14 protein-coding genes and 1 pseudogene are annotated in these 13,151 nt (G+C 57.7%); 4 read left to right on the top strand and 11 right to left on the bottom strand.

Translation table 11 applies throughout. The features are described from left to right. Window positions 1-546: 546 nt before the first annotated feature. Window positions 547-756, top strand: coding sequence for a helix-turn-helix domain-containing protein (locus TSA1_RS27565; protein ID WP_245448429.1), 210 nt, complete (start codon window positions 547-549; stop codon window positions 754-756). A 10-nt stretch (window positions 757-766) separates the two neighbouring features. Here the strand turns inward: TSA1_RS27565 and TSA1_RS27560 are convergent, their stop codons facing one another. The 4 genes from TSA1_RS27560 to TSA1_RS27545 form a co-directional block, all read right to left on the bottom strand. Further along, on the bottom strand, window positions 767-1,099 hold the full coding sequence (locus tag TSA1_RS27560; RefSeq protein ID WP_100179090.1) for a DUF3768 domain-containing protein: 333 nt from the start codon (window positions 1,097-1,099) through the stop codon (window positions 767-769). 100 nt (window positions 1,100-1,199) lie between these two features. Next, window positions 1,200-1,787 (bottom strand): SH3 domain-containing protein, encoded by a 588-nt coding sequence (locus TSA1_RS27555; RefSeq protein ID WP_145984374.1) that lies wholly within the window; start codon window positions 1,785-1,787, stop codon window positions 1,200-1,202. A 222-nt stretch (window positions 1,788-2,009) separates the two neighbouring features. Further along, the gene (locus TSA1_RS40755) at window positions 2,010-2,948 is read right to left on the bottom strand and encodes a hypothetical protein (RefSeq protein ID WP_245448428.1); all 939 of its coding nucleotides are present in this window, start codon (window positions 2,946-2,948) and stop codon (window positions 2,010-2,012) included. Between the two features lie 133 nt (window positions 2,949-3,081). Next, window positions 3,082-3,657: a tyrosine-type recombinase/integrase gene (locus tag TSA1_RS27545; protein WP_100179088.1), complete on the bottom strand. Its 576-nt coding sequence runs from the start codon at window positions 3,655-3,657 to the stop codon at window positions 3,082-3,084. Window positions 3,658-3,837: 180 nt separating this feature from the next. Here TSA1_RS27545 and TSA1_RS40750 point away from each other — a divergent pair. Then, window positions 3,838-4,056: pseudogene (locus tag TSA1_RS40750) on the top strand (transposase); the annotation flags it as partial. A gap of 234 nt (window positions 4,057-4,290) precedes the next feature. On the opposite strand, the gene TSA1_RS27540 reads toward TSA1_RS40750, so the two are convergent. From TSA1_RS27540 to TSA1_RS27520, 6 genes are all read right to left on the bottom strand, one after another. Beyond that, window positions 4,291-7,098: a hypothetical protein gene (locus TSA1_RS27540; RefSeq protein WP_145984373.1), complete on the bottom strand. Its 2,808-nt coding sequence runs from the start codon at window positions 7,096-7,098 to the stop codon at window positions 4,291-4,293. Window positions 7,099-7,125: 27 nt separating this feature from the next. Beyond that, window positions 7,126-7,668 carry a hypothetical protein gene (locus TSA1_RS27535; RefSeq protein ID WP_100179086.1) on the bottom strand — a complete coding sequence of 181 codons (543 nt, stop codon included), beginning with the start codon at window positions 7,666-7,668 and terminating at the stop codon, window positions 7,126-7,128. Further along, the gene (locus tag TSA1_RS27530; protein WP_100179085.1) at window positions 7,665-8,699 is read right to left on the bottom strand and encodes a hypothetical protein; all 1,035 of its coding nucleotides are present in this window, start codon (window positions 8,697-8,699) and stop codon (window positions 7,665-7,667) included. Before TSA1_RS27530 ends, TSA1_RS27535 begins: the two co-directional genes overlap by 4 nt. Continuing rightward, window positions 8,647-9,258 (bottom strand): hypothetical protein, encoded by a 612-nt coding sequence (locus TSA1_RS39010; RefSeq protein WP_145984372.1) that lies wholly within the window; start codon window positions 9,256-9,258, stop codon window positions 8,647-8,649. Before TSA1_RS39010 ends, TSA1_RS27530 begins: the two co-directional genes overlap by 53 nt. 95 nt (window positions 9,259-9,353) lie before the next feature. Further along, entirely contained in the window at window positions 9,354-10,121 is a 768-nt protein-coding gene (locus tag TSA1_RS27525; protein ID WP_100179084.1) for a hypothetical protein, read from the bottom strand. 127 nt (window positions 10,122-10,248) lie between these two features. Further along, window positions 10,249-10,536: a hypothetical protein gene (locus TSA1_RS27520; protein ID WP_100181364.1), complete on the bottom strand. Its 288-nt coding sequence runs from the start codon at window positions 10,534-10,536 to the stop codon at window positions 10,249-10,251. Between the two features lie 1,084 nt (window positions 10,537-11,620). Between TSA1_RS27520 and TSA1_RS27515 the strand changes: the two genes are divergently transcribed. Both TSA1_RS27515 and TSA1_RS39365 read left to right on the top strand, forming a co-directional pair. After that, window positions 11,621-11,821, top strand: a complete 201-nt coding sequence (locus TSA1_RS27515) for a hypothetical protein (RefSeq protein WP_100179083.1) — start codon at window positions 11,621-11,623, stop codon at window positions 11,819-11,821. Between the two features lie 59 nt (window positions 11,822-11,880). Further along, window positions 11,881-12,039 (top strand): hypothetical protein, encoded by a 159-nt coding sequence (locus TSA1_RS39365; protein WP_161497265.1) that lies wholly within the window; start codon window positions 11,881-11,883, stop codon window positions 12,037-12,039. A gap of 337 nt (window positions 12,040-12,376) precedes the next feature. Here the strand turns inward: TSA1_RS39365 and TSA1_RS27510 are convergent, their stop codons facing one another. Continuing rightward, complete coding sequence (locus tag TSA1_RS27510) at window positions 12,377-13,003, bottom strand: hypothetical protein (protein ID WP_145984371.1); 627 nt, start codon at window positions 13,001-13,003, stop codon at window positions 12,377-12,379. Window positions 13,004-13,151: the final 148 nt, after the last annotated feature.

Below are 13,151 nucleotides of genomic sequence, written 5' to 3'. Positions count from 1 at the left end.
CGAATTATTCGGCATGAAGGGCTCCAAAGTTCGAGTTTGTCACCAACCCTGAGGTCTGCCGGTACACCTTTGGAGTCTTTGAGAAGGTCATACAAACCAACCTTGCAGTCGGGGCGGTCATTAATTGTCACGTTCGTGATTCTTATGGGCATAGCCCCAACGTTGATGATTTCGATCACTGTACCGTCGCTGTACTTCCGCGTTAATTCCAAGTCGATAGAGGTTGAACTGGAGCTGACAACAATCTTGGAAACGAGGACGGCACCGAGAACGATGCCGGCCGCTATCTTGAGTCCGCGCCATCTGCTCTTTGGCGCGACGTCGGTTGTTGGTATCGGAGGTGGCGAGTTGGCAGTTTGGTCACTCATTTCTTGGTTTCCCTTTCCTTGCGCGGTACGAGCCTTTCTGTACCGCTCCTAGGTTGTAATGACCTGTAGTAGGTAATATCTGGTTTTTAGATAATCTGTAAATCGGATTATTTGGACGACCTCTCTTTTTGAGCGGTCGGTCATGTCGCGAACACTGCAGTCCTCAAGACACCAAGCCTTGAAGACGTTCTTGATTATGAAAAGGAAGAAGGCGGGCATGACTCAAGCGGAAGTCGCGAAGAAGCTCCGCCGGTACCAGTCTTTTGTCGCCACCGTTGAAGGCGGACAAAGAAAGATTGACGTGGTTGAGCTTCTTGCTTTTGCCGAAGCTATTGGCTTCGATGCCCGCGAGGCGATCAAACACCTTTCCAGCGTCAAGCCCGACTAGTGGCGGAAAGTCAATATTCGTCTGCCCTCATCAGGGTGATGACTCGCTCGGTGACCGACGGGTCAGCAGGGTTGGACGAGTGATGGGTTAGGGTCTTGTCGTAATAGTCTATTTTGAAGAAGACCCTGACGCCCTCGAACTCGAAGGCCCCGAAATCGTGTTCTTCGTGTGGATCGTTGGCGTGGCAAAAGTCGTCAAATACGGCGATGGTCTTGACCAACCGTTCAACGGCTTCGGGGCCTAGCTCGGCTATTCCAGCGGTTATCACGGCGCCGCCGCCTAGGAGGGTTTTCCGTAGGTCGTCATTGAGCGCGCGAATGCGATCCTTGTCCGTAACAGACATGGTTGTTCTCCACTATTGATTTGAGAGCGAGCCTGAAGCGGCTCTGCCAGATTTAGGGACGAAGCCCGGGCCGTAGCCCGAGCTTGCGATCACTGCGGCCCTAGGCGTCGGGTCCCGGGTTGATCAACGCCACCTGCGAAATATGCCGCTGGAATTTCGGCTGCCGGGGATAGTCCCGGAATCGCAGTGTGAGAATCTCGTCCTCGCGCTCAACCACCGTTGACTCCCACCAGCCGTCGGCCGGGCTTTCGTGAATCAGGACCACGTGGCCCGGCTGGATGCCGTCCCAGGTTCGAGGTAGGCCAAACGTGATAGGTGAAGTCGTTTGCACCCTTGGCTCACCGGGATTTGTTTCGTCCGTAGTGGGCTTGGGCGGCTTATGCGTCTGGCTCTCATCGCCGGGGACAACCAGGGCTGCCTCAAGCTTCTCGACTAGGTCCCGCCGAATGTTGGCCACGAACGCCTTGCCAGAAGAATAGAGCCTCCCGGGCGGGAGCTTCGTCGCGATCTCCGAAAAGGCCGGTGATGCGGGAAAGACACCGGTCAGTTTCAGTTCGTTAGCGTAACTCAAGGCTCGTTGGTTATACTCCGCAAAGCGGGCCCCGCGCGGCTTGCCGTCGTTGTCGATGCCGAAGACGAAAAACTTGTCGGTCGTCGCTGTTGCCTTCTTGTCTTGTTGTTTTCCCATCTTTTCCCTCCTCAAAAGCAGACGGGGCCCGAAAGGGCCCCGTGATCTGCATTCTCTGTGATGTTGTTGTTCGGCCGGAGCCGGCAATCAGGCGGTTGTAGAGTAATCATGGAAGCATCTCCAAGTTTAAAATGCACAAAGTCGTTGTCTGACCTTGCAAGCCAAGTATAGCTAGATCATTCTCTTGAGGCAAGCCAAAATATACTCAAAAATACTCATAAATCATTGATTTTTATAGAGTTTTAGAGGTGTGCGATGGCATTTTTGGCGTAGATAGCAGTAGCTGATTTCGCATGCTTTTCGGTCGTCAATTCGATTGCCGTTGCAGAGGTTAAGGCCGTCTGCAGCGCAGAAACGCCAAATCGCGTGCTGCACAAACCTGGGGAAGACGACCGGAAATCTCGGGTTCAGTGCGCGTGCGTCGATACGTTCTGAGATCGCTCTGATGATCTCTGCGCAGCCGTTTTGCTGATAGCAGGCCGGCCCGTAAGCGTGGAAAGCGCCACACTCACCAAGGATACCCGTCCTGTGAAGAAAGTTATGGACGAGCGTGTCTACGGCCATCATCACCTTGCCCGCTTCGTACCAAAGCGGTCGAATAGTACGTGCTCCAATGAGCACCGGTGATAGTGCCATTTTCAGGATCTTGTCGGACACACCATAGACGTTGCGAAGCGGCCCGATCAGAGCTTCCTGCCGAGCCGCTTCTAGATCGCTTGCGGAAACGGCCGCCGCGGTCGCTAATTGGCGGTCGATCCAGCCAACGAGGTCGCTGTCAGTCAGATCGCGAACAAACAGGAAAAGGCTGTAGGCGGTCTGGTTGAGCCTACCGTTGCGCAGTCGGTGGCGCGGCACGGGGCAGCCATCGATATGGTCTGGCTCCGAGCAGCTGCGGCTGGCTTGGTCATACCGGCACGCCTCATAGGCCCAGTAGCGCTGTAGGCGAGGGCAGGAGGGGACGGTTTGCAGGCTGGTCGCAATCTCGGCCCACGTGGCTGTGCCGTGCTTTGCCATATAGTCGCGTGCCACGCGGTCGGAGATGCCTTGGTAGCTAAACGCCGCGACGAGCCAATCAAATATCGGCGGCGTTTTGCCGAGCGATACGGCTGGTAGCAGTCCCATCTGCCGTGCTTCAGTGTCGATTTCGTCAAGCAGGGACATGGAGCCCGCAACTTTACAGACGGTCCGTACCAGGGTGACTGCCCGATTAAGGGCTTCTGGCGGGTAAAGTGTAGCCATTTCGCGCGGCTCTCGCGCCGTCATTGGGATGTGAACTGCCGCCAAGATGCTTGCTCTATATTAGTGAAACGAGCTTTCGCTGCGTGTCACTATCGCCATCGATGTAGCGCTGGGTGGTTTGAATGGACCGATGGCCGGCGAGCAACTGCACATCGCGCAGCGACCCACCTGCCTTGTGCACCAAACGTGCCGCGCGGGTGATGAACGTCCGGCGTCCTGAATGGGATGAGCAGCCGTCAAAGCCGAGTGCGCAATAGGCTCTGTTGAACCAGACTACGATACTCATCGGAGTCATTGCGCCGCCGCGTTCCGAGACGATGATTGGCCCATGGCCTTTGCCGAGGCGCAGTGCCTCTTTCAGAGCTGGGCGCAGGTCAGGGTGAAGCGGAATCGACCGCCCGCCGCGCTTTTTGGCGATCCTGTCCTGCAGCTCGAGGATTGGGCCGACCTCGCCACTTGGGTTGAGGACCATGTCCCAGCTTAGCTTGGCGATCTCTGCGGCGCGAAGGCCAGCTTTGACCGACAGCAAGACAATGAGGCGGTTACGAAGCGGATGCCGAGAGCGCTCGGCGAAAAACAAGAGATCGTCGATGTGGTCGGCGGATAAGGTTTTGGCTTGCTTGCCTGCCATGTCGCTCTATTCGATTGCTCAACGAGTCTAGAACATTCGAACTTACGCGCAACGGAAATCTCGCGTCGCGCAAACTGATAAGGTTTTCAGAATTTTCTTATCAGTCGCCTATCTGCGCCTTCGGGGCGATACGGAAGGATGGCGGCAGGTATAATTCGCAACTGCTCCTATAAGCATTAGTTGCGTTCGAAAAATTCGATCGAGAGGCTCAACTGCGAGATCAAACGGCGCGACTGAAGTCGTCGGCATTTTCCCCAACGAGATTGCTAACGTCCGTCCCTTCGGCGTGATTTCGCTCGAGCAAAACGGCGAGTGGACCGTCCTGCGTGCCCGCTGCAGACGCCGGATACGATCGCGCCGTTGAGCATCGATCTAACTGTCAGCCTCCCGCCAATCAGCGGCGGACTGATCGGGCGCTCGCCGGCGAACGCGGTGACCCACCGCCAGCTACAACCACCACGCGGGGCACGATCTCTTCACTGAAATTCCAAAGCGCGGAGGCCTTGGTCGGCATGAAGGATATCACCCGTATTAGGTGGTTGCTGTTGTGGAGCCTACGCCAAAGCCGTAGGGATAACCAGAACTGACGCCAAAAAAGCGAGAACCGTGATGCGAAGCATAGTCTGTACCATCTTATTGGCGTGAAGTGTTTTGACTTGAATTAGAGGGCACTGTTGCAAAATCATCTGAAATGGGAGGTGGTCGTTGATAACCGTCCAATCGATCTGGTGTTCGCCGCGGCGCAGGCATGGTTGCGAACTCATCGCTCGGGACAGTCTTGCGCGTCCCCGCAGCCAAAAGGCTGTTTGCCTTCTCTAGCGTTTCAAACTGTTCTGGAGTGGCGGCATCCCTGTCCTGCTGGTTGAGACGAGCGACGGCGTCGGTAAGCGATCTCCAATAGTCCGCAGGCGACTGGCGTGCCGCTGCTGCCGTCAAACGCTCGACAAGAGCCCACCGTTCCCTACTCGCACCAAGGCCCTTACGAAGCGTCGAGAGCTCTGCTTGGGCATTCCGCGCCTCCGATGAAGCCAGCCGTCCACGATCGAAGTCCGACAGCTGCCCCGCGCGATCGAAAGCCACCGCGTTGAGCTGTGTTGGGCTTGCTCGCCACTCTCTGTATTTCGCGAGGAACGCAGAAATGCGAGCATCGCTGCCTTTGATCAATTCCGAAGCTTGGGCCGCAGTACCAAGCAGTCTGTCCTTTTTAGTGGGGTCGAGCCGCCTGACATCCGCAGACTGAAGGCCTGCCCGCGCCGTGGCAAGCGCTTCGATGCTTCCGACATTGGAAGGCGCGTATGCATCCGACGCGTTAAGAAAGGCGCTAATTCGGCCGTCACTGCTATCAATCTGTGCCGTACAGGCGGTCAGTTTGTCGTAAGCGCCACCCGGCTTGGCCTGAAGTCGCGCGACATCTTGATCCGAAAGCTGACGTCTCGCCGCGATCAAAGCCTCACATGCGGAAAGATCCTCGCGTGAGGCGACGACTCCCGCGGCTAGACGATCAAAATCCGCAAGTTTCTTCTCACTTTCGGCAAGCAGCGGCTTGCAGGCGTCGGCGCTTGAAAGCGCCTGCTTGTGAATGTCGCCCATACGTTCCCGATCGAATGCCTCCAGATGATCGGCGGCGACCGCAAGCGACGTACACGAAGGCAGAGCCAAGCCGCCACTGACGATCTGCCGCTTTGCATCTGCGAGTTTGGAGAGTCGCGCGTCGCTATCTGCAAGACGCCTTGTGCATGCCGATGCTTCCGTCAAAGCGGCACTCGCTGCCACATCGTGATGTCGCGGCTCGATCCCAGCGACGGCCCGCGCAGCCCTCGTCAACAAGTCACATTCCTGGGCCGACATGGTCGGTGCCTGTCGTCCAGCATGCGCCTGAACCAGATCGGCTATCTTTTGCGCCTGTTCCGGAGTCAGACGATCCCTGTTAATGAGACTGGCCGCCAGGAACACGGTGGACAGAAGGGCAGCGGCACCGAATGCCGCGAACAGAACAATCGCGGCAAGCGACATCCGCTTTTTTGGTTCGACCCGCTGTGACGAGCTAAGCTCTAGCCCAGACGGGATGTCCTCACCCGGTCGATCGATCGTCGTGAGCGGTTTCCTTAATTCAGGCTGACTGAAGAGATCGTCGAGTTCCGAGATCTTGTCGATTGCGCGGATATGCGTTCTTTTTGCATTTTTCAGATGCTCGAGAAGGGCTTTTTCGGCTGCATTGGCCGCACGGACATTCGCCGCCGGGCAAACGAAAATTGCATCTTCTGACAGCTCGCGGTCTAGCAGCCTCAGCTTCTCGAGAAAACTATCGACTGCTCCGACTTCTCCGGCCATCGCGCGCGTTATGACGCCGGTCGCGACGATCCGGCATTGTCGCACCGATTCCGCCCACTCATAGCGTGCACTTCGATCTGCGAGCGCGGCGGCAAGCCCAAAGCTCTCGCCGCCAAACCCGCCTGGGTCTATGCGGCTGTGCGTATAAAGATTTGCTTTAGCGTGATTGGTCTCTTCCTCGCGAGCATCCATGACGATGCGATAGTAGGCATCGGAGCGACCATGTCCCTCAAAGCCAATCACGCGCGAGAGGAAGTCTTGCCTGCTTTCAGGTTCGTAGCGGGCGCACGACAAATAACCCAGCTCACTATGTTGGTCCGCATCGGCGCCTTCAGCTACGATCGGAAAAGCGACCAGCCCATTTCGTGGGGCAGGTATGGGTGTCCGCCGGCGGGTGCGACGGGGGCCCGCCGCCGGTGAAGCCGAAAGTGACACCGGAGGTGCTGCTATCTTGTCAGCAACCGAAGGCTGGGCGATCAGGCGCTCGTCAAGCACCTTCGCGACGTCTTGAAGCATCGCCCGAATTTCTGCGAGCTCAGCCTTACTTGCAGTTTCCGCCTCGGTTTCGGGTCGCCCGGCTTCCTTCCGTTCGGGAGTCTTTTCAGGAAGCGGCTTTTGCAGCAGGTGGTTTAAGAGCCGCTTGACCGGCTCCATGTCTTGTTCGCCAAGGAGAAATCGGGCTAGCGCAATCAAGCTCTCAATGTGAGCTTTGGCGAAGCCGACGTTATTTCGATCGAAGCCGGCCTTCTTGTGCGCAAGCTGGTTGCGTCCCTGGATGAGGCGTGAGCAAAGCCCGCGAATGGGCCCAGTCTGTTTGGACAAGCTTGGAATGGCGTGGACATTATCACTCAGCGCGTGAAGCATCTGGAGAAAGTCCCACTCGGCCTTTCCGTTTACGACCTTGAATAGAATGCGTCCTCTGGATTCCGGATTCGATCGCTTCCTGTCATTATCGGTCTGCTTCATCTTGTCGAGGACGAGCTGAGGCCATTTCGATCCCCATTGCTTCTCGAACAATGCCTCGACGCGCGCGCTTAGAATCCCCGCGGCTGTATCTTGCGCTTCCAAGGCGTATGCAGCCGGCGACAAGCCAAAGTCAGTCATCGCCATGACTTCGCCCCCCAATCCCAGCGCATCTTACGGCTCCAGAGCGAGGCTAAATCTTTGCAGCCGGCTTCGCGGTGACTCCGTGCTCAACTCCCAAACCACGCTGACGCAACCCTGGGAATCCGGTAGGCCAGACACCCAAACGTGCCCTCCAGAATCGCGCAAAACGATAGCGGTAGAAGATCCGATGAGAGCGAGATATTCGGGAGCCAGTTGAAGAGACACAGACCATTCTGCCCCTGGGATATCATCTCTGAAGACAGTCACGGTGAAGCCGTTACCCACGATCTCGTCGGCATTGCCCCCGCTGGCGGCAAGACGCCGTTCAGCGGTGCCCAGGCCAGCGTCGCGAACCCGCTCCATTGCGTCGGCCCGAACCTGCCGGCGCACAGCCAGAAAAACGTCCCGCGCATCAGGCGACATCCAGATCAATCGCCGTTCATCAGGGCTTAGCGGCGGTCCCACGGTCAGCGCCTGGCGCGCGCGCTCCTCAGAGAGAGCTCCGGTGGCCTTGCGCTCATCCTGGGTACCCAGGATGGCCGACAGCAGACGAGTATTGTATCGGTTGGTCATCTCGACCTCCGGAACTGAAAGTCCAACGAGTTTTCTATACAGTCTTTGAGCATAGCGGCCGCGGCCTTCCACTTGCTCTCGAATGCTCGACGCGACAAACCGACCCTGGCCATGAAGTGTTGCCGTGTCTCGGGCTCCACGTCATCGAATGTCTCGGTTTCGATCGCCAGCGCTTCCCAAAGGGACAAGTCCTTTTTCTTCAAGGCGTCGACGCACGGATCCATCGCTGGCCACACGTCCGTTTCGAATTCCAGCGCGCGCAAATCGGTCTGTTCCTGATAGGGAATGATTTCACACTCTGCACAAAATTCGTCGAAATAGGCCCGCAACGTCCCGAGCGAAAGGTTGATGTTCTTGTTGGTCGGGTATCGCTTGCGCAACTCGTCCCTGACCGCGAGAAGATGTTCATCCGAGTTGCGCGATTCAATTGGCGTACCGACATGCTGACGTGCAATGTCGAGCGACACGCGATCGATTGCCTCCCAATTTTTCAGCCGTTGAGCGCTTGAGGGGCTCTGCAAGCGACGCGAATTTTCGAGGAATTGACGAAGGATCTCCAACAAGGCTTGCTGCGGCGTTGTCTTGCCCCCTGATGCACTTAAATTGCCGGCATCCTTGGTAAGGGCGTGGACCAAAGGATCGATTTCGCCGAACAAGGGAAGCGCATAGGCCCATGAGCTCGATGGGCAATCCTCGTCATCTTTGTTCGACAGCTGGAGCCGGATGGCCTGGTCCATCCGTTTGGCGATATCGCGCGTCACATTCTCTACGAATCTGGCGGCGGCATCTCGAGGTATGATCGTCACTTCGGCCAATTCTGCAAACAGCTGCTGCGACCGATCTAATGCGACTTCAAATATCTGCATGCGCATGCGACGCCAGCCGATGCCGTACCAATGGTTTTCATCATATGAGCTGGGCATAATCTTCTCGGGTGAGATCGGGATCATTCTTTGGAAGGCTGCGCGAATGCCGGCCTCATGGCGCAACGTGAAACAGCTCGCTTTGTGCAAAGCTTCTTGGGCTCGCATCCGTTTCGCCGCGAACTGCAATCGTATACCTAGCTCGCGTCACGTAAGGGCAGCTGATCACGTATTCCAATCGATAGTAACCAGGATCGGGCACGGCATTGCCGACCCCTGGCCCTCCTCGTTCCCGCCCGCCCGGACCTCTTGAATTGATCTGCGTGCGAAGAATGTCCTGGCCTGCAAGGCGCAGGATGAACTCACACGATGTGAATGGCACGGTTGAATCGATGATGTCACCAGTCACGACGAACGTCAGTGGCCCGCCACGATCGACCTTGAGAAAAGCCCGCCCATATTGAACTGTGTTGCTGTCTCGGCCGGCCAAATACTCCAATGAACTTGGAGCCGCCGATATTGATTGGGCGCCTCGCGAGCCAAACGACCGGGCCAGCGCTGCTCCCTCCGCATCAATCCGGCGAGGATAGCTCACCTGATCAATCAACCAGCCGGAAATGCGACGCCCTTCCGGCAACTGATCGACCGGCGTCAACCGCTGCTGTGCGTTGGAAGCGGTCCCGGCAGCGACAAAGCAAAATAGCGTGACAACAAAAAAGCTTTTCATAACAATCCCTTACACCCAGTTCGACCGTTGTCAGCCGAGACATCCCTCAATCCCTAGACCCCCATCTTGCGGGTCTAGGGATGCTAGCACCTGTTCTAGTTGTGAAGAAAGTTCTGAAACGCTTCGGCAGTAGCGCGAGAGGGATTTGCGGTGGATTTCGATGGCGCGGCGAGATCACGCGTCGTTCGGATCAACTGTTCGCTCTGATTGATGCCGGCCTCGCTGCCGCGGATGATACCGTCGATCATCGCGACGTTTGCGCCGAAATCGGAAAGCACTTGATTGGCCCTGACGAGCTGCAACTGCCCAGGCACCATCCGTTTGGCCAAACTGATCTGTCCGGCCTGGATCATGAGCGCCTCGAGCCGCTCCTTCAACTTCCTGCGCAGTTCGCGGGCCGACGCCAGACTTTGCTCCAGTGCTGTCTTTTCCTGAAAAAGCAGCTCGAGCTGGGAGCGGAAAATGTCCAGGCTCGGATAGGTTTTGCCGGCAAATATGATCGATTGATCGGGGAAGCCCGCCTTGTCACGGTAGGCTGCACGTCCCTGTTCTAGGAAAGCGGTGTTCTTGCCTGCCAGGAGCTCCTGGTCGGAAACCAACGAAGTGACCGAGTTGAACTCGACCCTGACCGCCTCGATCGATTGTCCAATAGACCGCTCCAGCTGAGACAGCTTTTCGTAGCGGTTGTTGAGGCATCCTTCGGCGTTGCCGAGGCAGGCTGACTCACTCCAGCCAAGCGCCCTGTCGCGGACGAAGCTTTCGATGGTACTGGCGGTGGTCGGTGATACGACCGTCAATCCGGCATAGCCAGCGGCGGTGAGAGCGGAGGTCGTGGTTAAGATAGCGAGCGTCTTGATCAGCATTTTTCAGTTTCCTGGTTCGGCCACTTGGCCCGTTGACTTCAATCAATCTCTTGGAGGGAGCTCGGAGCTTTTTGCACGGCGGCCCCAAAATATTTCTTCGGCGACGGTCTAGACCGAACGTGCTAGGTCAGCGGCGCCGGAGATGGCGCCTACCTTGATGGGCAACAGTAATAAGCGAGCCGTCGTCTGCGACCACCGCGTAGACATCAAGCCAGCGTTCGATGACCTTCATGCCGCGCGGCCCGCCCATGTCTCGCGTCAATTGCTTGACCGCGCTCTTGTCGAAGAACAAGACATCTGCGTGATGTGAGCGCGCCGACCTGCCGTATCGATGCAACAGATCGACAACGATGTACGGAATGGCACGTTGCTGCATCCGGCTTGAAGCGTGGGACGTAAAGGCAAGCTTTGACATTGTGGTCTCCCCGTTTTCCGGACGAAGGAAAGTCTCGTCCGCCACTCGTTTCTTGGAGGGGGAAACCGTGGAATTGCTTTTGGACTCCAGCAAATTTATGCCGGTCCGTTGCCATGGTCGGAGCTAGGCAAGGCCGGCAATCGTATACAAGCAGATCCGTTGACGTGTGTCGGCCTGGTGGGTCATTCATAATCGCGGGTGGGTCTACTGCTCCCGTTCAGCGCAGCCCTCAATCGCCGCAGTATGTCTAAGCCAATCAATCAGTCTCCGATGCGTGGAGACGGGACACCTATGCATTCCGCATCCTTCGGCGAGTTCGCGACGGGCGGGTCAACGCGGCGAGCGACGCCGCATTGCCTCGTTCTGATCTGTAACCGGTTCGCCACCGGGAATGCTGCCCGTCCTTCCTTGCTGGGCATCGGCATCGCCGTCTTTGTAGCGTTTCCTTGTCAATACGTTCCTCGTTTGGGTACGCGGCCGGCATTGCCCGTGGGGTTGCACTGGCGGCGGGATTGCTGGGTGGCGCCCAGCACGCTTCTGTCTTGTCGACATCATCTTGCTCCATTGAAAAGGTCGTGGCCGGTTGGCCTGGGGTGGTTCCTTTTTTTGTCGTACAAGCCTGGCGAAATTGCTTCTGGCACTCGCCGGCACTCGCGCAATGCAGAGGCCGTGCCTATTCCGCATCGGCTGCAGAATCTTTGGGCGGATTTGGGCCAAATCTGTCGGACAAATTCCAACAGCGTGCTTGGGGATCGCGCCCTCACTACTGACGTTAGACAGTAGTGAGGGCGCTTTCAGCACCTGTTGCCGACTTGTCGGCATCGGGGAGGGGGAGCCTCCCCGAACCCTTCCCATGGCCGCTTAGGGCTGCGCCACCCAGCGGCCAGCGGAGCGCACGCGCTGCGCTCCACACCTCTCCGCGGCCAGGGGCACCCCGGCACCCCACATTCGTACATCGGGTACATTCAGGTGCCGCCTCGCTAAGCAACAAACCGGCCTGACAGCTTTACGTCCCGTGACGTTGCGTCAGCATCGGATCACAGCGTTTCGCTGGAAACACCCTCTCGTTTGAAAAGGAGTACCCATGGCCGAGAGTAAGATGCCCTCACACGACGCGTTCGTTGTTAGCGGCGACGGCAGGAAGGCAACGTGGACGCGGATCGGCGCCGCGTGGCCGAACGACGACGGCAAGGGCTTCAACATCGTGATTGCGCCGGGCCTTGCGGTCTCGGGCAAGATCGTGCTTCGCGAACCGAAACCCCAGGGCGACCAGGAGGGCGACTAGAAGCTGCTTCGCTCGCCGAAGCGGATGCGCTCCTGGACGCGATCCACGCGCATATCGAGATGACCTCGTGGCCCCAGTGGCGCAAGGATCAATTCATTCGAGCTGTCGAAGCGTTGGCCGAAGCCCAGCTTGTCATCGAAAAGGCAATTGAGTTGCCACAGGACGCGGAATTCCGGCAGCGCTTTGCCGCCGCCTTCATACTGTTTGCGAAATGCTGAGGCTCTCCTACGGGAGGGCCTCTTTGGGTTTGGCGTGCCCTCCGGGCCGGGCTTTCAGGCTTCGCCCGGAGCCGCTGCGCCGTCTCTGCCCATTCGGGTCTCAATCCCTCACGCGAAGCCATAATGCACTCCTCGCCGGAGGCACTCGGTCAAGCCTCTGCTTGACGGCACCGCTATCACTGAGGCGTGCGCCGGGTGCCATTTTTAACCGGTCTCGTCGCCGCAGTCGGTCCCGCGTCCCGCTACGCGGCGCTATGCTGACGCTCTTGCGGCTGCATTGTTGCCGGCCTCTGCTTGTGCGTCGGCCTTCGGGCGGTTCAACGCCGTAGACAAGCGGTCAAACCAGCTTCTTGTGGAAGTTCACGCGCGGCGGAAAGGCGTGTTCCGCGATCCGCACCTTCTGCATGTAGTTTTGCATGAACTGAACGGCCGGAGATTGCATCAGCCGCGTCATCTCTCGTTCCCGCTCTCGCCAGGCTTTCATCGCGGGGGAGTTGAACGTCTTCTCCATCAGCTCGACTTGCTTTGTAAACGCCGAAGCCTGCCCCAGACCGAATCGAGGCTGATTGCCCCTGATCCACGCTTGCAGAGCAGGATTTTCCAGGGCCTTCTGCATACGGGCAAGGCTGTCGATCGACCGGCCGTATTTCTCGACCAGCGATTGGGCGCGAGCCGCGCCCGCGAAGATATCGTGTGCGGGCTGGGGCATGGGGCGCTGGGCTCGACGCTCGCGAACCAACTCAAGTAGACCCGGACCGAAGACTTTCCACTTCCGTTGCAGCCGGGTGAGAATGGCGTTGTCTGATGCTCCCGTCCATTTGCGTGAGCGCATGACCTGACGGATGGCCGCCGCTGGGCGCAGATGGGGCCCGTCGGTCAATATGTTGGCCACCAAGCCTAGGGCCTCAAGGTCTTCCCGGTAGTCAGTTCCCGAGGGGCGTCCTCGGCGTTTTGCGCCAGGCATCGGAAAATCTCCAAATTTGACATGCCCATAAGATGGAGTTCAGCCTGAGTCCCTTCAACCAACATGAATTCCTGTCTGGCGGAAAAGACCAATAATAAATCGCTCGATGAGGCAAAAAGACCAACAATAATTCGATTCCATGCCGCAC

Origin of the sequence: Bradyrhizobium nitroreducens, from assembly GCF_002776695.1 — a bacterium.
Lineage (GTDB): Bacteria > Pseudomonadota > Alphaproteobacteria > Rhizobiales > Xanthobacteraceae > Bradyrhizobium > Bradyrhizobium nitroreducens.
Note: the sequence above shows the minus strand (reverse complement) of the source record. Positions and strands in the feature narration are given on the sequence as shown.

What these genes read in the sequence shown, in the direction of transcription:
- TSA1_RS27555 (WP_145984374.1), bottom strand. Translation starts at nt 1,787, where the DNA reads ATGGGAAAACAACAAGACAAGAAGGCAACAGCGACGACCGACAAGTTT.
- TSA1_RS27540 (WP_145984373.1), bottom strand. Translation starts at nt 7,098, where the DNA reads ATGGCGATGACTGACTTTGGCTTGTCGCCGGCTGCATACGCCTTGGAA.
- TSA1_RS27525 (WP_100179084.1), bottom strand. Translation starts at nt 10,121, where the DNA reads ATGCTGATCAAGACGCTCGCTATCTTAACCACGACCTCCGCTCTCACC.
- TSA1_RS39010 (WP_145984372.1), bottom strand. Translation starts at nt 9,258, where the DNA reads ATGAAAAGCTTTTTTGTTGTCACGCTATTTTGCTTTGTCGCTGCCGGG.
- TSA1_RS27520 (WP_100181364.1), bottom strand. Translation starts at nt 10,536, where the DNA reads ATGTCAAAGCTTGCCTTTACGTCCCACGCTTCAAGCCGGATGCAGCAA.
- TSA1_RS40755 (WP_245448428.1), bottom strand. Translation starts at nt 2,948, where the DNA reads ATGTCCCTGCTTGACGAAATCGACACTGAAGCACGGCAGATGGGACTG.
- TSA1_RS27560 (WP_100179090.1), bottom strand. Translation starts at nt 1,099, where the DNA reads ATGTCTGTTACGGACAAGGATCGCATTCGCGCGCTCAATGACGACCTA.
- TSA1_RS39365 (WP_161497265.1), top strand. Translation starts at nt 11,881, where the DNA reads ATGACCTCGTGGCCCCAGTGGCGCAAGGATCAATTCATTCGAGCTGTC.
- TSA1_RS27545 (WP_100179088.1), bottom strand. Translation starts at nt 3,657, where the DNA reads ATGGCAGGCAAGCAAGCCAAAACCTTATCCGCCGACCACATCGACGAT.
- TSA1_RS27530 (WP_100179085.1), bottom strand. Translation starts at nt 8,699, where the DNA reads ATGCGAGCCCAAGAAGCTTTGCACAAAGCGAGCTGTTTCACGTTGCGC.
- TSA1_RS27535 (WP_100179086.1), bottom strand. Translation starts at nt 7,668, where the DNA reads ATGACCAACCGATACAATACTCGTCTGCTGTCGGCCATCCTGGGTACC.
- TSA1_RS27515 (WP_100179083.1), top strand. Translation starts at nt 11,621, where the DNA reads ATGGCCGAGAGTAAGATGCCCTCACACGACGCGTTCGTTGTTAGCGGC.
- TSA1_RS27510 (WP_145984371.1), bottom strand. Translation starts at nt 13,003, where the DNA reads ATGCCTGGCGCAAAACGCCGAGGACGCCCCTCGGGAACTGACTACCGG.